Origin of the sequence: uncultured Intestinibacter sp., assembly GCF_902468165.1 — a bacterium.
GTDB lineage: Bacteria > Bacillota > Clostridia > Peptostreptococcales > Peptostreptococcaceae > Intestinibacter.
On record NZ_CABQXJ010000064.1, the window covers coordinates 1 to 18301 of the forward strand.

Below are 18301 nucleotides of genomic sequence, written 5' to 3' on the forward strand. Positions count from 1 at the left end.
GGGTGTTTTTCGCTTCCAAATATGTTTTTAAATACAAAATCCATCTTTGGATCTAGTAATCCTCTCATATTCTCAACTCCTTTTCGTTTTATTTAGATTATACCATAATAGGGGTATTTTTATAATCCTACAAGGGGTTGATTTGGTTAAAATCGGCCGCAGCTTTGTACGTTGCTTGAAATTCACTTCGTTCATGAGTGGGCGACTTCGTACATTGCTTAAAATAAAAAAACTACCCCCATATTTATATATGTGAGTAGTTTTTTTATTTATTTAATTATGTATCATATCGACATGGGCTATGTAATATATCGTTATTTGTCATATCACGCGCTGTATTTTATACATTCGACTTGATACGTCATATTTTAAATATATATTTTAGAATATCTCGAAAAATTCGTCTCCACCTTTATAACTGAACTCTTGGAATCTATCATAAGTTTCCTCGTTTTCGTCATTTTCTTCGTCGTCATCTTGGCTGTATACAGCTCCAAAATCACCTAAAATGCTATGGTCGATTTCTGGCGCTTCGTCTTCTTCATTGTCGAACTCATCATCATGCGCAATTTCGATTTCTACCATGTTTTCTTCATTATCTTCTAATTCGTCCATATTTATTTCTATTTCATCTTCTACAATCTCGTCTATTATTTCTATTTCGCCTTCAGTATTCCAAGGTTTTAGATAACCTCTTTTCCCAAATTCTGTCTCACTTCCGCACTCTTTACAGAATCTCGCCTTTCCACTTCCGATAGTGTTGCACTCTGTATTTGTGCATCTATTTATTAAAGATGCACCGCAAATTTCGCAATAATTTGCATCATCCGCTATGTCTTCATTTTTGCATTGCGGGCAAATCGTCGCTCTACCCCTTTCATTTAGTTCGTAAATAGTATTATATTTCATTATTTTACCCCCTCTAAATGTTTCTTCCTTACTTAGTTTATTACTTTTTTCTAAAATTTTCAATCTAAATAAAAAATTGGGTATAAATTTTATAAAATTTATGATAAACTAAATTGCTATATGCAGAAGTTTTTACATTTTATGACAAAATTTTGTTATATAATAATATGTATGAGGGAAATTTCAAATACAAAGGAGAATTATTAAGTGAAAGGGTTATTAAAAAAACTATGTGATTTTACATTCAAATCACTGACAGACGAATCTGATACTAAATCAGAAGAAAAATCTGAAGATCAAACAGATCAAAGCGACTATGTCTCCCAACTCGCTAGCCATTATAGTCAGTATGAATCTTCGAATAATAAATATTCGGGGAAAATAATAGATGAGGCTTATGCTTGCTATAATGTCAGCTTGTGGGATGAAGAGGATTATTATTTAGATTTAGATTAAGTTAAGGTAGTTATTATATAAGCCAACAGCTTGTTATATGCAAGTTGTTGGCTTTTTCAATTCTAAGGAAATTATATATTATCTGGTTTGTGTTTAATTTTGTCATTTTTCACTATTATTTTTAACCCAGTAGTCATTTTTCTTCATTATTTCCGTTTTTCTCTTTTTTTTGACATTGTGCTGTAATATTTCTAATTGTCGTTACACTCAACTTATACTTTGACGTAAGGTCAAAATACTCCATGCCATTTTTATAATCTTTGTAAATATTCCAATTTCTCAGCTCTCTTTCATAGCTTTCTTTTTGGTTTAAATAAAGTGGATTGCCTCCATATACTTCTAACACTTCTTCGTATTTTTCTTTTCCTATAATCTCATAAAAACGGTGTAATCGCGGCGGTACGATCTTTTTATAATCATAATCAAACTCAGCTATATTCTTATTTTCGCTATCCATAAGCCTACCCCTACCTTTCATAAATCAAAAATACTTAACTATTTACTGTCCGCCATTTTGAGTCTGTATTTATACTTGTATATTTTATAATTCTTAGTCTATTTTGTATGTCTATATTTCATAGTATAGTACATATGTTCGATTACCGCAATATATTTTCACGACATTATATTTCTTTGTATTGCTTAAAATTACTACATTTTTCATATAATTTTGCTTTTATTTGATATAAAAAAATAAATTTTTACAGTATTTTTATTAAATATTTTCCTCAACTTTTGAAAAAACTTTTTGAACAATTTATTTTTTTCAAGTGTTTTATTGGAAAGTGTAGTATCACTTTGGCTATTATTAAAGTAAGAAGACAACATGATATAAAACTTATGATAGAAAGAGCATTTTTCAACAAAACGCTTAATTAGATAACTCATAAAAAGTTTAAACAAAATGCTTAATTATACAAATTATAAGTTTTATAAGTTAAAACAAAATAGTAAATTAAACTATCTATAAATAATAAACCCAACACTCTATAAATTTGCTTTGGTTTTATAGCTTATCTTTTATACTAGGCTATAATTTCATAAATTTTTTACAAAGGAGGTTAACTTATGGCAGTTATAGCGACTAAAAATTTATCATCATTGAAGTTATATTTGGATAAAGGGCTTGACCAAAATTCAAAACAAATCAAAGCTACTAAAACTTTTGGTTTTGTGGACCCTGCTGCAACTAATCAAAACGTATTAGATGTTGCAAATGCAATTGCTGCACTGCAAAAACACGAAGTCTACAACATAGTCAGATTAGACAACTCTACTTTATCTGAATAATTTTCACTTTGGAAGTCACTTCGACTTCCCCACTATAAAAAGAAAGGAGAATTTTTATGACAGAGACAAAAAAACTCGTAATGGTATTTAAAAATTCAGTCGGTAAAAACGTCAGCATCTCTATAGACGATCCAAAAGACAACATTACCGAAACTGAAATCAAGACAACTATGGAGCTTATCGTAGAAAAAAACATCTTTAAGAAAAATGATTATGCATTTGTTGAGGCTGTTGAGGCTAAAATTGTCACTACTGATACGACAGAATATGACTTAGTTCTTTAGGAATGTCACTATATGGAGATTATTGAAACTTTAATTGCTAATGTCGGTTTTCCAGTTGCTGTGTCGATTTATCTACTAATTAGGCTTGAAAGTAAGCTGGAAACCCTGACAGATAGCATCAACAAGCTTTCAAATAACATAATTAATCTTAAAGCTACAAAACAATAAGGCGTAAACTCTATTTTATAATTAAAACCTACTAATTAGGTGCTTCCCCCAAAGCACCCCTCCCCCACAATCTGGGGGAGTTTATCTATTTTTTAATTGGGAGAAATTTATTTTTATAAGGAGGATGTAATTTATGAGATATACAGTAATGGGATTTCTTCAAAAAGGAGCATGTGAACTTGGGCTTTCTATGGGTGATTTAGCCATATTGAGATGGTTTACTGATTTTAAAAACTCTGGTAAAATGATTACAAAAACACTTAAAGGCGATAAATATTATTGGGTATCTTACGAGGCTATCACTGACGAATTTCCTATCTTAAATGTTAAAAAAGATGCCATCTATAGAAGACTTCGCAGACTTTGTGACGCTGAAATTCTGAAAAAAACAACTGTATACAATTCTGGCACATATTCATACTTTGCACTTGGCAAAAACTATTCAAAACTTATAAATTTATCTTATAAAAACTATCCTACTTATAATAAAAATATGTCGTATTTTGATGATGATTCTATTTATTCAATGAATAACATAGAACTTTGTAACTGTATCAATGAATATGATTTTGAAGATGATAATTTTCCATATGATCATAGCGAAAATTGGGACGATAATGATTTTTTATGCAACGAAAATTCGATTTCTTCTGATTTTGATGATTTAAAACTGAGTGAAAATAGAGCGCATTCTTGCGCCAACCCTGTTGATTTAAAACCGAACCCATCGGTTCAAAAACCAAATGTTCCGGACCAAAAACCAAACATCCCGGTTCAAAAACCTGACCAAAAGATTAATCTACTAAATAAATCTACTATATCAGACATACGCGCGAAAAAGGGAAATCCGTCTAAATCGTTATCAGATTTGCTTTTAAGTCTCATTCGAAAAAATAACCCTAACTTCAAAATGCCTAATATGAGAAACTGGGCTAGAACTTTTGATGCAATTTTAAATTTTGACCATAGAGATCTAAAAGAGGTGTCTGAATTAATCAAGTGGGTTCATACAAAAAGTGCTTTTTGGAGTTGCCAAATCCTTAATCCGAGCAATCTTAGAAAGCAATACGACCGCTTAATTTGCCGAAAAAACTACGAAGAAAATAAATTTATGCCTAATTTCGATAACAGCCACAACAGTTTTTTAGATAATCACAGTGATTTTGTGCCTAACTGCAAGGATAGATTTGGATATAATCGCAGTAGTTTTGCGACTAACTACAAAGACGACTTTGGGTATAATCACAGTGACTATTCATCTAACTGTAAAGACGGCTTTGGGGCTAATCGTAATGGTTTTATATCTAATCGCAGGGATAATTTTGTATCTAGTCATAATTCAAAAAACGTTGAAAATTCAATAGTTATAAACAGCATCTATGGTTCTTATTCTCTTGTTGGTTTTGAAGACATTTAAATTTTAATTTGTGAGTATTTAGTCTTATTTTAGTATTTAATCTTATTTGTGATTATTTAATCTTAAAGGGGGAATTTTTATGGAGCTTTACAATATCGAGGCTGAACAAAGTATTCTGGGTGCAATTCTAATCGAGCCTAAGTCTATCTCTGAGGGTAATGAGGTAAATTTATCTAGTAGTGATTTTTATCTCGATAAGCACAAAATCATCTACAAGTGTATGAAAAAATTGTCTGATTCTGACTTGGAAATTGACCTTATAATTCTTTCAAATGAGTTGAAAAATGACAAAACTCTCGACGAAATCGGCGGTGTTGCTTATATTTCGAGCCTTATCACCATTGTTCCGACTGCTGACAACATCATCTACTACATGAAAATTGTGAAGAACCTCGCTATGAAACGCTATATCCACAATATGCTTTTACAAGCCGGAACAAATATTCAATCTATGGATACAAGCGCCTTAATAAACTTCACAGATGAGCTAAAATCAACGCTTTTGGAGTGTACTAATGTCAATGATTTGTTTATTGATGCATCTACAATTTCGCTCAAAACTGAGAATTCAGGTGCGATTGAAACTGGATTTAGATCAATTGACAATGTTACTGGCGGCGGGCTTAACTTTGGCACACTTACTGTTGTGACTGGTGAGCCTGGTTCTGGTAAGAGTACATTTTTAAATCAGATTTTGGCGAATGCGCTCAGTTTAGGGTTCAATGGATTTTTGTATTCCGGCGAGCTTACTTACCAAATGATTATGGAGTGGTTTGCAAAAACTGTTGCAAATACTAAACATTTGTCGATTTGTACCAACAATTTCGGTCAATATGTGCGCCTTAGTGATGAAGGTTTTGAGATGATTAGCAACTGGACCAAGGACAAATTATTTATTTACTCCAAAGAGGCAAGGGCCGACGAGATAAATCTGGCAAATGCGATTGAGTACTTGGCGATTAAGAAAAATGTCAAATTATTTATTTTGGACAACTTGATGACTCTAGAGTGCAGCGGTTCTGACAAATACGAAAAACAAATCATAGCTGTAAAAGCATTGAAAAACCTAGCAAAAAAGTACAATCTCGTCGTCATTTTAGTCGCCCATTCCAACAAAAGCTCGCTTATGAATAGAGAGCCGCACGTTTTTGAAATCTCAGGTGCAAGCGAAATACCCAACTTGGCAGACTATATCTTTAAGACGACGCGTGAAGATGGCAAGCCGTTTACCCATGCGCTCATCCTAAAAAACAGAATCACCGGCATAATCAAAAAACGCGCCCTTTTAGAGTTCAAATCAGAAAGAAAGAGATTTTTCACAAAAGGCGAGCTAGAACTTCAAAAAGACTTTGGGTACGAGCCAACATACGAACAAGGCAGTTTTTGTTAAAACTCTTTAACTTTTCAAAATTTAATTATTATAAAAATTTGTAAGGAGGTATTTTTATGAATTCAGTTATATTAATAGGAAGGCTGACAGCTGATCCAGAACTTAGATTTTTTAACACAGGTGTTGCAATTTCAAAGATTACGCTAGCAATAAACCGCAGTTATAGAAAAGATAGCCAAGTCGTTACTGACTTTATCCCTGTTGAAATTTGGGGCAAAAAGGCAGAATACTGTGCGACTTATATCGAAAAAGGTTGTCTAGTTTCAGTCGATGGCAGTCTACATATAGATAGATATGTTGATTCTGACGGAAATAACAAGACTTTCGCCAAAGTAGTCGCAAATACTATAACAAAACTACACTCACCAAATAGATCTAGTGATGAGAATAATTCTGGCATAAATAACTCAATCCCTGCTAATGCTACTGCTTCTGAATCTTTACTTTCTACATCTGATTCAACTTCTAAATCTAATTTAGTTGGTGATTTAGCCTCAAGTAAAAATTCCAGCAACATAAGTCAAACACCTAAAACTGCGACTGCTCCACCCTTTGCAATTACACCATCTTCCACAGTTCCAAGCGTCACAGAGCTCGCTGAAAATGATGAAATCCCTTTTTAGGCAAAGTAAAAATTGTACCTAAAATAAATATATTTATTATAAATATAATCATATAAATATGAATATATAAATCTACATATATAAAGGAGGTAAATTATGCTCAGCAAACCGAAAATAATCGAAAAATGGCAAAAAAGAAATAGATTTGGCAGACCGGGTACTACTCTTATCACAAAGAAAATTGCTATTCACTATACTGGTCAGGCTGATGTGGAAGGCTGGCAAACTGTGTCATATTTTAACAATGTTGTCGCAAATGGGTACAAGGTCAACGGGAAATATGTCTATGCCTCATCCCACTATGTTATCGACCTCGACGGAACAATTTTTCAATTAATCCCAACTAGCGAGCAATGTTATGCGACCAACAGCGCCAATAAGTACGCCATCGCAATCGAAGTCGCCACAACAGGTGAGGACAATCACTATACCGACGAAACCTACAAAAGCATGGTCCACTTGTGCGCGTGGTTGTGCCAGTATAAGGGGCTTGACTGCAAGACTGACATCATTACCCACACCGATGTCGTCGGAAAAGCTTACAAACTGTGCCCAATTTATATGGTCAAAAATCCCCATAAAATGACACAATTTAAAACTGATTGCCATAACTTAAAGTCAGGCAAAATCACTCTTGATAATATCATCAACTGCACCTCTCCTGACTACATAAAAAATAGCTCAACTTCTCCCCTGCCAAAGATGATAAAAGTCAAAAAAGACGTAAACTATAGAAAATACCCAGATTTTAAAACCTCAAGCATTGCTGGGGTGGCAAAAGCCGGAGATATATTTACAATAGTCGATTTGGTCGAGAGAAATGACACAAATATGTATAAATTAAAATCAGGCTATTATATTACGACAAACAAAACTTATATCGAGGAAATTTATTAGTTTTAATAAAATACATACTGCATCTTATACATTATTAAATATATTTCTTCTTAGAAAGCAAATCACCTAAGGTATTTCCATTTTGAAGATAATATCTCATAAACTAGCTAAAGTTAATTCGCTTTGCTCATGGCGCCAACGAATCAAAGATTCCGTTGCTTTAGTTAATAGGTTGGAAATTAAAAAACCACATCCTAAGTCCCAAGATGTGGTTTTCCTATTGCTATTTTCTATCTAGAAATGCTCTCCATTTTCGTAATACTTCTCTTTTTCAAAAACTGTAAAAGCAAGATCCATGCTTTCTATATTTAGATTTTCTCTTATGTTATTAGTTATTATTTTGGCAACTATGTCTTGAATTTCTTGACCTCTATCAAACCAAGCAACCTCAACAAATGGGTATACATCTGCTATTTTGCCATCTCTTATAGCAACAGATTTTATACATTCTATCTCAAAATAATCTCTTGGGCATTTTACTGCCTCTACTAATTCATCGACCATTTTTTCGCTTATTTTACAAATGTCGTTTTCGTTAATTCCTCTTACTTTTATTTGTGGCATGTCGTCCTCCTATTGTCCAATTTGTAATGATTTTATAATAAATAAACTCGTTTGTATATTATCCTCTATTTTTTATGATACTTTGAAGTACTCCACCTTTACATTTGTCACAATCTGCTCCAGCACCAGTTGCTGCTGTAACTTTTTCTACTGTGTCTGCTCCATTTCTAACGGCTTGTGCAACTTCTTCTACAGACACATTTCTACATTTACATGCATTTTTTAACACTGCTTCCATTTCTTTTGCTTCGTCATCATTTTCTATAACTATATCAGTCATTCTTTTTAAATCGTCTATCGTTCTCGCTCCATTTGCTTGGGCTTGTCTTATTTTTTTATATTTTTCTATTGCTAAGTTCATATGTAAATTCTCCTTCTAGTCATTGTATATAGTATACACTAATTTAGACATACTATGTTGTGAAATTTATAAGCTATTTACAGATTTATTATTTTCGCTATTTATAAAATTTATTATTTTAGCAAAACAAAAGCGGGGATCTCTCTTCTCCCGCTTTCGATTATTAAAAATTATCTATTATTCCTCAATTTCCTCAACTGTAAAATCACCATTTACAAAATACTTCAAATCGTTTTCATCGCCCCAATCACAATTTATAGTTCGTGAGTTGTAGTTTGTATCGTGGGCAATTATGTAATTAATTTTCCAAATTCCACTTTCGCTTGTCTCGCTGACAGTGTAATATCCTTCCATCATGTTTGTTTTTTCGTTATAAGTTAGTTGAATTGTTTCACTTTTGTTTGATTGTGGCTTTTTATATACTATTATTGCTTTTTGAATTGATGTTTCGTCTGTAATCTTAATACTTATCTTGATTTTGTCTCCTAATTTAGCGCTTTTTTGGCTTACTTTTAATGTAGACATGTCTATTTTTGGTGCGTTGTATTCTGGATTTGTATTACTAACTGTAAAATCACCACTCGACAAATCTTGTCTATTTTCTAAAGTAGTGTCGTTTACTGTAAGTGAGTTGTAGGTATTTGTCGTACGATTTCTTTTATCGACAGTTAATATGCTTTCAACCTTCCAAGTTCCAGATTCACTGCTATCTAAAATCTCAATATACCCCTCATAATACTTTGTTTTTTCATTATAATTAAGCTCGATCATCTGAAGATTGTCCGTCATTCCTGACAAATAATAAATGTATGCACTTTGCATATCATCTTCGTCTTTTATCTTAACGCTCACCTTCACCTTGTCTCCACTTGTCGCCTGATTCTTGTCCACTTTTAACGTAGCATAATTTACGACTGGTTTCTTCAGTGTTTTGTTTGATGTTTTTTGAGATTCCACAATTTCATTTTTTTCGGCTGCTTTTGCATCATCTAATTGTTGATTTTGAGAGCAACCTGTAAAACTAAACATCATTACAAAAGATAATATCGAAATAGTCCAACTTGCAAAATTCCTTTTCATACGTACCCCCCCTTGATTTTTTGTGATCCCCCTCTTAATTATATTGTATCACCTTAATAAGACCCAAATATCATAAACCGTACGTCAAATAATCCTATCATTCGATTTGTATATTTTTATTTTCGACATACAAGTACCCCGTTTTACAACAAAAACATATTTACATTCAAAAAAGGACTATAATGGAGAAATTCCTCGTTTCCCGCGTGATAATTCACACAAAAAAGGACAAAATTTATGTTTAGAAAATTTTAAAATTTGCACAAAAAAAGGAATACAATTGCGTATTCCTTTTTTCTCTATAAACTACTCTAAAATATTAAATTTATTTAACAACTATAGTTTTTGATGTTGTTGTATATCCAGTTTTACTCATATTGATGACAACTTTTGTTTTTGCTCTTTGCTTTGGAATTACTATTTTGTAGTTTCCATAAGCATCCACAGTTACAGTTTTCCCGATTTGTCTTCCGTTTACATACGCTCTTACTGTCGCTGTTTTCAGACCTTTACCTGTTATCGTTGTCGAAGTATATCTTATTGTGTTGACTGTGAATGTCGGGAATGTGTTTAACGATACTGATATAACTTTTAATATATCTGTGTATCCTGTTTTACTCATCTTCACAGTTACTTTCGCTCCTGCTGCTTGCTTCGGTATTGTTATTTTGTAATTTCCATAAGAATTCACAGTTGCACTGTTTCCAATTTGTCTTCCGTTTACATACGCTCTTACCGTTGCAGTCGCTAGTCCTTTCCCTGTTATCGTTGTCGATGTTGGGTTTATCGTATTTACTGTGAATGTCGGGAATGTTTTTAAAGATGCTACTTTTTTCGGCATTTTACTTAATAGTAGTACCATCTCTTCCCTAGAAATCTTTGAATTTACATTGTACTGATAATTATGTGGTAATACATTTAATTCGTATAAATGTACCATATTATTAAAATCAGTTGAATTTAAATTTTTGAATACTGTTTTATATTTGTTTTTCACAGTTTCACTATATTCTTTATTGTTATAATCTTTAAATAAGTTTGCGACACCTAATAATGTCATTTTTTCTGATGTATTACTTGTCGTATATGATGTTTTTAAAGCTTTATTTGTCGTATTTACAAATTCATACTTGCTTACTTGTTCACTCCCTGAGAACTTTCCTGTAGAAGTCATAGTTAAAACTCCATTTGCCAAGTATTGATTTATAACAGCTTTTGATGATGAATATCTAATATCATAAAAACTTCTTTGCAAAATAGTTTTATAATTATTAAAAGTATAAGTCAGTAATTTGTTTATATCTTGGAACATTTGCGTACGAGTACTTTTACCGAAAAATGAACAGATCACTTCTCTTCCTGAGCTATCTTTCGCTGTTGTAGCTAATGCATATCCAGCTTTGTCAGTTGTACCTGTTTTTGAACCTATTATCGTGAATAAATTCTTAGAATAGCTATAATTTCTTAAGAAGTTATTTGATGCAAGTAATGTCTTTGATTGTCCATTATAGTAGTTTTTTATCACATATTGTGGCTTTTTAACGATTTCTCTAATTGTGTCGTTTGTCATAGCGTATCTTGTCAATTTCGCAATATCGTTTGCCGTCGAATAAATATTTGGATTTGCATGCCAGTCCATTCCAATAGCATTGTCAAAATAAGAATTATTCATTCCAAGTGCTTTAGCTTTTCTATTCATCATATTGACAAATTGTGCGCTACTTCCTCCAACTGCCTCTGCAATAATTTCAGCCGCATCACCTGCTGAATAAACTAAAAGCATGTTTAAAAGTTCTTCCAAAGTGTACGAATAACCCGCTTTTAGATTTGCTGATGTCGTATCTGCATCAATCTTATCTATAGTAGATTGTTTTACTGTTATCCTCTTTGATAAACTGCAATTTTCAATTGCAACTATTGCAGTCAATAACTTTACTGTACTCGCAGGATAGATACGCTTATTTCCCTGCTCAGACATGATTATTTCTCCCGAATTAGCGTCCATAATAGTGTATGCATGTGCATAAACTGTAGGTCTTGCTGGTGCCGCATGCACATTAGCAGTAAATATACCGCTTGATATTAGCATTACAAACGCTAAAAATAAAGATATGATTTTTTTGTTTTTTGTCATAATTCCCCTCACATTGTATATATATTGTCTAAATTTAGTATAATAGGGAATGATTGTCTAAGTCAATACAATCATTCCCTATATCTAACATTTTTGAACAAAATTCTCTATATTTTTACATATCACTTACTTCATATACCAGTTAACTAATTCATAACATCTCTCTTGTGTAGTATTAGCCTTTGAAAGTATCAACTCTAGCTGTGCCATAGTCCCACCTTCATACTCAGCTGCATCTTGTTCAGCCTTGTTATCTCTATATGTTATCCATTCTCTTTGCTTTTGTCTAAGACTATTCATCTCGCTTTCAGATAACTGATTTTTCAGCACTCCATAGATTTTATTTAACTCATTATCCCACAAAGTATAAATTTGCGTTGCACTATTTGTCATTTCATATGTAGTGTATCCATCTAGCATATTATTCGTTTTAGCTTCCAAACTCGCTAATTCTTGCAAATATGTAGATTTTAAACTAGCAGACTGATTACTGTTGTTTTGTGTACTTTGACTATTGTCTTTATTACTAGCCTCTTTGCCTTCTTTCTTCTCATCCGACTTGTCGTTATTTGACTCTTGTGTCGAATCTTTACTATCTGAGTTGTTTTGCCCAGACTCATCATTCTCTCCCTCTAACTTATTTTCACTCTTTACGACATTTTGTTCTTGCTTTTGATTTATTGTCGAATCCTGCATCATAAGCACAACCCCTACCACAATCACAAATGCCGAAACTAACACCTTCGCCACTTTCGATTTTAGCAGGAAGAATAAAACAACTGCCGCTGCTACAAATATAACTATTATTGGTACCATTATTTCCCCTCCTTATATGGTCTATATTATTTATAACATATAATGGATTTTGGGGATATAGTATTTTACTAATAAATCCTTATAATGTTAAATTTTGTGTCGAAATATCTATTTAATTATAATAATTTGCTATTTAAAATAAGAATTAACCAATTCATAACATCTATCCCTTGTCATACTGAGCTTTGTCATAGACATCTCATAAGGCGCAAAAGTCCCAGGTCCATTCTGAATTTCTACCTGTTTTACTGCACTATCCCTCTCATTTATCCACTGTATTTCTTCCTGCTTAAGGGCCGCCATCTCATCTGCTGGCAACTCCTGCTTTAACACACCATAAATCTCGTTCAATTTATCATCCCACATTTGGTAACTTTCTGCAGCTATCCTTCTAACCTCTATCCATGGAATATCATCAATTTGCTGCCTTTCATCAGTTTGCACCGTCAACTCATCCAGTTGTGCTAAATATTTACTTTTCAATCCAACAAGATTATTGTTGCTTGTGTATGTTTTTGTGCTATTTGCTTGATTTGATGATTTTGTTGATTTATTATTTTCTTGATTATCTGTCTTATCACTTGATTTGTCGTTATTTGAGTTATCGCTTTTTTCGCTTTTACTTTGACTTGCCACCTTGTTTTGGCTCTGTTGCTCTTGGTTTAAATCTTGCCCCTCTTTTATAAATACAATTCCTATAACTAAAAGCACTACCGAAAATGCAATTGCGGTTATTTTTGATTTTTTTAAAAAGAATAAAGCTAGTGCTAGTGCTGAAAGTATGATTATTACTGCTACTATCATATTTATTCCCCCTGTTTTTGTATTGTTTAATTACTACTCTATTAAAGCCATATAACTAAAACCTCAACATATATTTTAAGTAAAGTTTAGCACATTTTATAAATCATTTATTAGTTAATCCATATTTATACAAATAAAAAACATCTACAAAATTATATCTTAGCTCCCTTACTTCTATTACACCTCCAACACAATATCTGCAAATTACCCTCAGTTGTCATTCCTCCTTTAGATAAAGGAATTATATGATCTATTTCCAACAATAAATTCGGCTCATCTTTATTGGATAATCCACAGATTTGACAAGTATAACCATCTCTTTCTTTTATCTTTTCTCTTAACTTTGGTGTCATTAATGCCCTTTGACCTGCTACACTTTTCTTGAATTTTATCTTTTGTAATAAATATTTTATAAATTCTTCTAATTCTTTCAAATCAAACACAACATCGAATGCTCCAGTTATTTTTCCATACTTACTTATACATCTAAAAGTATATGTAGGAAAGTATGAATCCTTTAAATCTATATCCTTAAATCCTAGTTTTCTACTTAATCTTTGTATCCCTGTAAATCGTCTAATAAAATAAGGTAATTCTTTTCTTATCTTTTTTATAATTTCATCTCTTTGTCTTTCTAATAATTTTTTACCTTCTTCCACAGCTAAAAAATCATTTAATGTCTTTTCTAGTTTTTCTAGAGTTTCTTTATTAATTTCTACTGTAAAAAATTCACAAAATGATGAGATAGTATCATCAAATACTTTTCTAAACCTTCTCTTATCCCCCAAAATATAAGTTCTAGAATCACAATTTATCAAATCTTCTAAATGATTTTTTTTACCTTTACCTTTTTTGCTCTTAGAATAATTTAAATTACTTTTATACTTACTTCTAAACCCCAAATCCACACTCTTCATATCCTCTATATGATCATTTAACTCATTACATTCCTTTGTATATACCTCAATCTCTCTTTTAATTGCCTTAAACCCTCTAGTTCTAAAATACAGCTCTGATAAAAATAAATAAATTAATATCGTAAGCCAAATTGTAACCATTAAATCAATTATAAAAAGCCGTATACACAATAATCAAAATCATCATGTATACGGCCTTTATTAATATATTTTAATCCATCCCCTAAACAATATCCAAATAAACCTTCCTATCAGGAGCCGGAAACTCCCTATCCATAATCTCCAAATCCCCCTCATCAATCCTCACATCAGCCACCTTCGCATTTCTAAGTGCATGTTGTGGGTTAGATGTTCTCGGTATTGCGATAATATTATCTTTTTGCAATACGAATGCAAGCAGCAATTCTGGTACTGATAAATCGTATTTCTCAGCGATTTTTATTAGTTCTTTATTTGTCATTAGCTCGTGTTTTAAGCTTGCTCCTTGTGCCATTGGGCAATATGCCATAACTGGGATATTGTGCTCTTTCATCCAAGGATAAAGGCTATATTCTATCCCTCTTGAGCCTAGGTGATATAAGACTTGGTTTACTACGCATTTGTCTCCATCTTTAACAGTCATAAGTTCTTTCATATCGTCTATATCGAAGTTTGAAACTCCCCATCTTTTTATTTTACCTTTTTTAACAAGCTCCTCCATACATTCCACAGTCTCGCTTAGTGGTACTGCCCCTCTCCAGTGAAGTAAGTACAAGTCAAGATATTCTACTCCCATTCTTTTTAGTGTATTTTCACAACTTCTAAATATGTTTCTTCTTCCTGCATTATGTGGATATACTTTTGATACTAAAAATAGTTTTTCTCTGTCATATCCTTTTATTGCTTTTCCGACTAATTCTTCTGCTAACCCTTCTCCATACATTTCTGCTGTATCGATAAGCGTCATGTTGTTTTCTATTCCTATTTTTATACTTTTAATTTCGTCTTGTTCTTTGGATTTATCTTCTCCCAAAAACCACGTCCCCTGTCCTAATTTCGGCATCAACGCTCCATCTTTTAATCTAACAAATCTATCCATTTTGGTCCCTCCTTATCAATTATTAACACTTAATATTTCACTTATATATAATTTAAAACTTCACTCTATCTTAAATTATATATCATTTTAAATCCTATATTAATTTATTCCCAATTAAAAAACAGATTATGTAGCAAAGCCACATAATCTGTAGGTATATTTTGAGGTTAAATCAAATGTTGAAACCTAGTTTCCTTTTCTAACAACTTGAGCGTTTGCTAATTTTTCATAGTATTTAACTAATGAAGAGTGGTCTTCTGTTCCGCATCCATCAAGTTTTATTGCTTGCATCATTTCCATAACTGCTGCAGTTAATGGTAATGGAGCTCCTACTCCATGAGCAGTATCAAGCACGTTTCCTAAGTCTTTTATATGTAAATCTATTCTAAATCCTGGTTTGAAGTTTCTGTCCATAACCATGTTTGATTTAGCATCTAATACTGTACTTCCAGCTAATCCACCTCTTATAGCTTGGTATACTAATTCTGGATCAACTCCAGCTTTTGTAGCTAATATATACGCTTCTGACATTGCTGCTATATTTAATGCAACTATTGTTTGGTTAGCTAATTTAGTTATGTTACCAGCTCCTATTTCACCAGTATAGACTACTGACCCTGCCATAGCATCCATAACATCATAGCAAGCGTCGAATACTTCTTTATCTCCACCAACCATTACAGACATTGTTCCGTCTATTGCTTTTGGTTCTCCACCACTTACTGGTGCATCTATCATCTTAACGCCTTTTTCTTTTAATGCTTCGTATATTTCTCTACTTACTAATGGAGCTATTGAACTCATGTCTATTACTACTAATCCTTCTTTTGCTCCTTCTATAACACCATTTTCTCCTAAAACAACTTCTTAAAGATTCGCATGTATAACCACCACCATGAATTTCACCTATTCCTGTATTTCCTGAGCTATCTTTTAATATAACTATATTTCTTGTGAAATATGGTGCATGAGCCCCACTTAATGTCATCAACATACTGTCATATCCTGCAACAGGTATTACCTGCATCTCTGTAACTATTGGTGTTCCCTTTTTTGTCTCCATTACTTTTTCCCCTTTTGATATTATTTTATCAAACTTTATTTTGAAAAGCTTTTCATCTTTAAAATATATTGTTATGAATCTTTTATTTAATTCTATCTATTTGTTAAGTTTTTTTTCAATCTCGATTTATACTTTTCGTTATACCGCACAACACTTTTGTATATTTGAACAAAAAACCGTACACACAACAATCAAAATCATCATGCATACGGTTCTCACTAATCAACCTTAACCAATATATTAAACAGCTTCACATCAGTCAAAGCCTCAACTCCATATTCTATATCAGACTCCATAGCGATTATGTCCCCAGGATTAATCACCTTTTCGTCGTCTTTATTATATACAATTTTTGCGCTGCCTTCTAACATAATAAACAGCGTTTCCATTTCGTAGTATTCTTTGCTTATACTTTCGCCTTTTGGAAATGAGAAAAATCTTATTTCTGTGTGGTCGTTGTCGATTAAAGCCTTGCTCGCTATCGATTTTCCTGAATGATTAATCATATCAGTTATTTTTATAACTTCGTGAGGCTTGATATTTCTTAGATATTTCATAGTCTATCCCTCTCTAACTACGACTAAAAGCATCTTCATGTCTTCTTTTGCAGTTACTTGATGTTGTATATTCGCTGGCATTACCACAAATTCTCCTGCTTTTGCTTCCATAACGTCGTCGCCTATTTTCACTGTTGCAACACCTTCGTGAATGTATATCATTGCGTCGCCTTTTGCTGCATGAGGTCCTACTCCCTCGCCTTGTCCAAATGCCATAGCAGTTATCCCTACACCACTTTTTTGTGCCATTGTCACTGTTTCTATTTGACCTTCATTACATTTTACTAAACTTCCAAAATCTATTGGTTTCCCTTTTTCTACGTTTTTTATTAATTCTTGCATTTTAATTTCTCCTTTTTATATATTTTTATAATTTTTTAGATTTATCTCAATAATGATATTATTTCTCTTCTAACATTTATAAATTCATCAGAGTTTATATCTCTTTTTCCTATATTATCTCTACTTAAGATGATTTCTTTTTCTACTGTGGAAAACAAGTTCTCGTCTTTGACAAACATGCGGGCGAGATAATTTGGTGTAGATAAACTTCATTCTATTCTTATGGACTAAAATTTTAGGTATATGGATAGGCGAAAATGAAATTTATAAATTCTAGTACTCTATACTCACTGATTTGAAAATAGAATAATATACTTCAAACCAGTCATAAAAATATCAAAACACAACTACTTTATAGTTGGTAAATCATTTTTGAAGATTTATAATATAAGATGAAAATATAATTAACATATAAATTATTAAGGAGATATAATTATGCATAATATCAAAGAATTTATAGATATGAATGAAAATGACTTTGATTCATTTTTTAATATATTAGATAATTCATTCCCCAAAAGTGAAAGAAGAGATTATCCATCTCAAAAAGACTTGCTTTCTATAAGTAACTATAGACCTTTCGTATTTAAGGAAAATGATGAAGTATTAGCACTAATGGCTGTGTGGGAATTTGATGATTTTATATATGTAGAACATTTGGCTGTAGATAGCAAATTGAGAGGAAAAGGTGTCGGTACATCATTAATCAAAAATTATTTAAATAAATGTGACAAGAAAGTCTTCTTAGAAGTCGAACCTCCAAACTGCGATACATCTAAAAAAAGAGTTTCATTCTATGAGAAACTAGGATTTTCTTTTAATGATTTTTATTACTTACAACAACCTTTAAATCCTGGCGATTCTCCTTTTAGATTAAATATCATGAGTTATCCTGAGTCGATAGATGAAAAGGAATTTGATAAATATAAGAAGGATATATATAGGGATGTGTATGGTGTTGAGATTTAGGGTCAATAGGGATTTCAAAGAATTTAATTTTTAAAAAAACTAGCTAAACTTAAAATTTAGCTAGTTTTTTCTAACTCTGACTTATACCTTTTTATATAATTATCCCACTACTATATTAAAATATAATTCATCATTCCCCTTGCCAAAAATCAAAAACTAAACCATATTTACCCTAACTCTAC

General features: G+C 32.1%; 24 protein-coding genes. 9 read left to right on the plus strand and 15 right to left on the minus strand.

From position 1 onward, the window contains the following. Positions 1 to 381: 381 nt before the first annotated feature. Positions 382 to 909 carry a zinc ribbon domain-containing protein gene (locus RDX53_RS10795; protein WP_195928827.1) on the minus strand — a complete coding sequence of 176 codons (528 nt, stop codon included), beginning with the start codon at positions 907 to 909 and terminating at the stop codon, positions 382 to 384. A 207-nt stretch (positions 910 to 1116) separates the two neighbouring features. On the opposite strand from RDX53_RS10795, the gene RDX53_RS10800 reads away from it, so the two are divergent. Beyond that, positions 1117 to 1365: a hypothetical protein gene (locus RDX53_RS10800; RefSeq protein ID WP_195928825.1), complete on the plus strand. Its 249-nt coding sequence runs from the start codon at positions 1117 to 1119 to the stop codon at positions 1363 to 1365. A gap of 133 nt (positions 1366 to 1498) precedes the next feature. Here RDX53_RS10800 and RDX53_RS10805 read toward each other — a convergent pair whose 3' ends face one another. Next, entirely contained in the window at positions 1499 to 1822 is a 324-nt protein-coding gene (locus tag RDX53_RS10805) for a Mor transcription activator family protein (protein ID WP_195928823.1), read from the minus strand. A 611-nt stretch (positions 1823 to 2433) separates the two neighbouring features. Between RDX53_RS10805 and RDX53_RS10810 the strand changes: the two genes are divergently transcribed. The 7 genes from RDX53_RS10810 (at position 2434) to RDX53_RS10840 (ending at position 7434) form a co-directional block, all read left to right on the plus strand. After that, positions 2434 to 2655: a DUF1659 domain-containing protein gene (locus tag RDX53_RS10810; RefSeq protein ID WP_195928821.1), complete on the plus strand. Its 222-nt coding sequence runs from the start codon at positions 2434 to 2436 to the stop codon at positions 2653 to 2655. Between the two features lie 56 nt (positions 2656 to 2711). After that, positions 2712 to 2939, plus strand: coding sequence for a DUF2922 domain-containing protein (locus RDX53_RS10815; RefSeq protein WP_295734999.1), 228 nt, complete (start codon positions 2712 to 2714; stop codon positions 2937 to 2939). 12 nt (positions 2940 to 2951) lie between these two features. Continuing rightward, positions 2952 to 3107 carry a YvrJ family protein gene (locus RDX53_RS14130; RefSeq protein WP_195928818.1) on the plus strand — a complete coding sequence of 52 codons (156 nt, stop codon included), beginning with the start codon at positions 2952 to 2954 and terminating at the stop codon, positions 3105 to 3107. 133 nt (positions 3108 to 3240) lie between these two features. Next, a complete protein-coding gene (locus RDX53_RS10825; protein WP_195928816.1) occupies positions 3241 to 4524 on the plus strand; it encodes a hypothetical protein in 1284 nt (427 codons plus the stop codon). Between the two features lie 79 nt (positions 4525 to 4603). Further along, entirely contained in the window at positions 4604 to 5914 is a 1311-nt protein-coding gene (locus RDX53_RS10830; protein ID WP_195928814.1) for a DnaB-like helicase N-terminal domain-containing protein, read from the plus strand. A gap of 56 nt (positions 5915 to 5970) precedes the next feature. Then, positions 5971 to 6537 carry a single-stranded DNA-binding protein gene (locus RDX53_RS10835; protein WP_195928812.1) on the plus strand — a complete coding sequence of 189 codons (567 nt, stop codon included), beginning with the start codon at positions 5971 to 5973 and terminating at the stop codon, positions 6535 to 6537. A gap of 96 nt (positions 6538 to 6633) precedes the next feature. After that, positions 6634 to 7434 (plus strand): N-acetylmuramoyl-L-alanine amidase, encoded by an 801-nt coding sequence (locus RDX53_RS10840; protein WP_307994131.1) that lies wholly within the window; start codon positions 6634 to 6636, stop codon positions 7432 to 7434. Between the two features lie 234 nt (positions 7435 to 7668). Here RDX53_RS10840 and RDX53_RS10845 read toward each other — a convergent pair whose 3' ends face one another. The 13 genes from RDX53_RS10845 to RDX53_RS10905 all read right to left on the minus strand — a co-directional run bounded on the left by RDX53_RS10845 (position 7669) and on the right by RDX53_RS10905 (position 17329). Then, positions 7669 to 7998, minus strand: coding sequence for a DUF1904 domain-containing protein (locus tag RDX53_RS10845; RefSeq protein ID WP_195928808.1), 330 nt, complete (start codon positions 7996 to 7998; stop codon positions 7669 to 7671). A 58-nt stretch (positions 7999 to 8056) separates the two neighbouring features. Beyond that, positions 8057 to 8359 carry a (2Fe-2S)-binding protein gene (locus RDX53_RS10850; RefSeq protein ID WP_195928806.1) on the minus strand — a complete coding sequence of 101 codons (303 nt, stop codon included), beginning with the start codon at positions 8357 to 8359 and terminating at the stop codon, positions 8057 to 8059. A gap of 177 nt (positions 8360 to 8536) precedes the next feature. Beyond that, positions 8537 to 9439, minus strand: a complete 903-nt coding sequence (locus RDX53_RS10855) for a hypothetical protein (protein ID WP_307994133.1) — start codon at positions 9437 to 9439, stop codon at positions 8537 to 8539. Positions 9440 to 9764: 325 nt separating this feature from the next. Then, entirely contained in the window at positions 9765 to 11573 is a 1809-nt protein-coding gene (locus RDX53_RS10860) for an Ig-like domain-containing protein (RefSeq protein ID WP_307994134.1), read from the minus strand. 126 nt (positions 11574 to 11699) lie between these two features. Further along, positions 11700 to 12389 carry a lysozyme inhibitor LprI family protein gene (locus RDX53_RS10865; protein WP_195928800.1) on the minus strand — a complete coding sequence of 230 codons (690 nt, stop codon included), beginning with the start codon at positions 12387 to 12389 and terminating at the stop codon, positions 11700 to 11702. 129 nt (positions 12390 to 12518) lie between these two features. Further along, the gene (locus tag RDX53_RS10870) at positions 12519 to 13193 is read right to left on the minus strand and encodes a lysozyme inhibitor LprI family protein (RefSeq protein ID WP_195928798.1); all 675 of its coding nucleotides are present in this window, start codon (positions 13191 to 13193) and stop codon (positions 12519 to 12521) included. Between the two features lie 152 nt (positions 13194 to 13345). After that, positions 13346 to 14110: an HNH endonuclease gene (locus RDX53_RS10875; RefSeq protein WP_195928796.1), complete on the minus strand. Its 765-nt coding sequence runs from the start codon at positions 14108 to 14110 to the stop codon at positions 13346 to 13348. A gap of 223 nt (positions 14111 to 14333) precedes the next feature. Next, entirely contained in the window at positions 14334 to 15188 is an 855-nt protein-coding gene (locus tag RDX53_RS10880) for an aldo/keto reductase (protein ID WP_307994135.1), read from the minus strand. A 186-nt stretch (positions 15189 to 15374) separates the two neighbouring features. Then, positions 15375 to 16028, minus strand: a complete 654-nt coding sequence (locus tag RDX53_RS10885) for an NAD-binding protein (protein ID WP_331607222.1) — start codon at positions 16026 to 16028, stop codon at positions 15375 to 15377. After that, entirely contained in the window at positions 15964 to 16251 is a 288-nt protein-coding gene (locus RDX53_RS10890; RefSeq protein WP_307994139.1) for a hypothetical protein, read from the minus strand. Before RDX53_RS10890 ends, RDX53_RS10885 begins: the two co-directional genes overlap by 65 nt. 218 nt (positions 16252 to 16469) lie before the next feature. Beyond that, a complete protein-coding gene (locus RDX53_RS10895; RefSeq protein WP_295675490.1) occupies positions 16470 to 16808 on the minus strand; it encodes a cupin in 339 nt (112 codons plus the stop codon). Between the two features lie 3 nt (positions 16809 to 16811). Further along, positions 16812 to 17150, minus strand: a complete 339-nt coding sequence (locus tag RDX53_RS10900) for a cupin domain-containing protein (protein WP_195928790.1) — start codon at positions 17148 to 17150, stop codon at positions 16812 to 16814. 41 nt (positions 17151 to 17191) lie between these two features. After that, positions 17192 to 17329: a hypothetical protein gene (locus RDX53_RS10905; RefSeq protein ID WP_307994136.1), complete on the minus strand. Its 138-nt coding sequence runs from the start codon at positions 17327 to 17329 to the stop codon at positions 17192 to 17194. A gap of 256 nt (positions 17330 to 17585) precedes the next feature. On the opposite strand from RDX53_RS10905, the gene RDX53_RS10910 reads away from it, so the two are divergent. Continuing rightward, a complete protein-coding gene (locus RDX53_RS10910; RefSeq protein ID WP_307994137.1) occupies positions 17586 to 18119 on the plus strand; it encodes a GNAT family N-acetyltransferase in 534 nt (177 codons plus the stop codon). The last annotated feature ends 182 nt before the right edge of the window (positions 18120 to 18301 follow it).

Bases quoted from the DNA above. Each gene is read 5' to 3' on its own strand.
- RDX53_RS10895 (WP_295675490.1), bottom strand. From the start codon at position 16,808: ATGAAATATCTAAGAAATATCAAGCCTCACGAAGTTATAAAAATAACT.
- RDX53_RS10880 (WP_307994135.1), bottom strand. From the start codon at position 15,188: ATGGATAGATTTGTTAGATTAAAAGATGGAGCGTTGATGCCGAAATTA.
- RDX53_RS10795 (WP_195928827.1), bottom strand. From the start codon at position 909: ATGAAATATAATACTATTTACGAACTAAATGAAAGGGGTAGAGCGACG.
- RDX53_RS10830 (WP_195928814.1), top strand. From the start codon at position 4,604: ATGGAGCTTTACAATATCGAGGCTGAACAAAGTATTCTGGGTGCAATT.
- RDX53_RS14130 (WP_195928818.1), top strand. From the start codon at position 2,952: ATGGAGATTATTGAAACTTTAATTGCTAATGTCGGTTTTCCAGTTGCT.
- RDX53_RS10860 (WP_307994134.1), bottom strand. From the start codon at position 11,573: ATGACAAAAAACAAAAAAATCATATCTTTATTTTTAGCGTTTGTAATG.
- RDX53_RS10845 (WP_195928808.1), bottom strand. From the start codon at position 7,998: ATGCCACAAATAAAAGTAAGAGGAATTAACGAAAACGACATTTGTAAA.
- RDX53_RS10910 (WP_307994137.1), top strand. From the start codon at position 17,586: ATGCATAATATCAAAGAATTTATAGATATGAATGAAAATGACTTTGAT.
- RDX53_RS10805 (WP_195928823.1), bottom strand. From the start codon at position 1,822: ATGGATAGCGAAAATAAGAATATAGCTGAGTTTGATTATGATTATAAA.
- RDX53_RS10825 (WP_195928816.1), top strand. From the start codon at position 3,241: ATGAGATATACAGTAATGGGATTTCTTCAAAAAGGAGCATGTGAACTT.
- RDX53_RS10810 (WP_195928821.1), top strand. From the start codon at position 2,434: ATGGCAGTTATAGCGACTAAAAATTTATCATCATTGAAGTTATATTTG.
- RDX53_RS10875 (WP_195928796.1), bottom strand. From the start codon at position 14,110: ATGAAGAGTGTGGATTTGGGGTTTAGAAGTAAGTATAAAAGTAATTTA.
- RDX53_RS10815 (WP_295734999.1), top strand. From the start codon at position 2,712: ATGACAGAGACAAAAAAACTCGTAATGGTATTTAAAAATTCAGTCGGT.
- RDX53_RS10840 (WP_307994131.1), top strand. From the start codon at position 6,634: ATGCTCAGCAAACCGAAAATAATCGAAAAATGGCAAAAAAGAAATAGA.
- RDX53_RS10850 (WP_195928806.1), bottom strand. From the start codon at position 8,359: ATGAACTTAGCAATAGAAAAATATAAAAAAATAAGACAAGCCCAAGCA.
- RDX53_RS10835 (WP_195928812.1), top strand. From the start codon at position 5,971: ATGAATTCAGTTATATTAATAGGAAGGCTGACAGCTGATCCAGAACTT.
- RDX53_RS10855 (WP_307994133.1), bottom strand. From the start codon at position 9,439: ATGAAAAGGAATTTTGCAAGTTGGACTATTTCGATATTATCTTTTGTA.
- RDX53_RS10900 (WP_195928790.1), bottom strand. From the start codon at position 17,150: ATGCAAGAATTAATAAAAAACGTAGAAAAAGGGAAACCAATAGATTTT.
- RDX53_RS10870 (WP_195928798.1), bottom strand. From the start codon at position 13,193: ATGATAGTAGCAGTAATAATCATACTTTCAGCACTAGCACTAGCTTTA.
- RDX53_RS10905 (WP_307994136.1), bottom strand. From the start codon at position 17,329: ATGTTTGTCAAAGACGAGAACTTGTTTTCCACAGTAGAAAAAGAAATC.
- RDX53_RS10865 (WP_195928800.1), bottom strand. From the start codon at position 12,389: ATGGTACCAATAATAGTTATATTTGTAGCAGCGGCAGTTGTTTTATTC.
- RDX53_RS10890 (WP_307994139.1), bottom strand. From the start codon at position 16,251: ATGGAGACAAAAAAGGGAACACCAATAGTTACAGAGATGCAGGTAATA.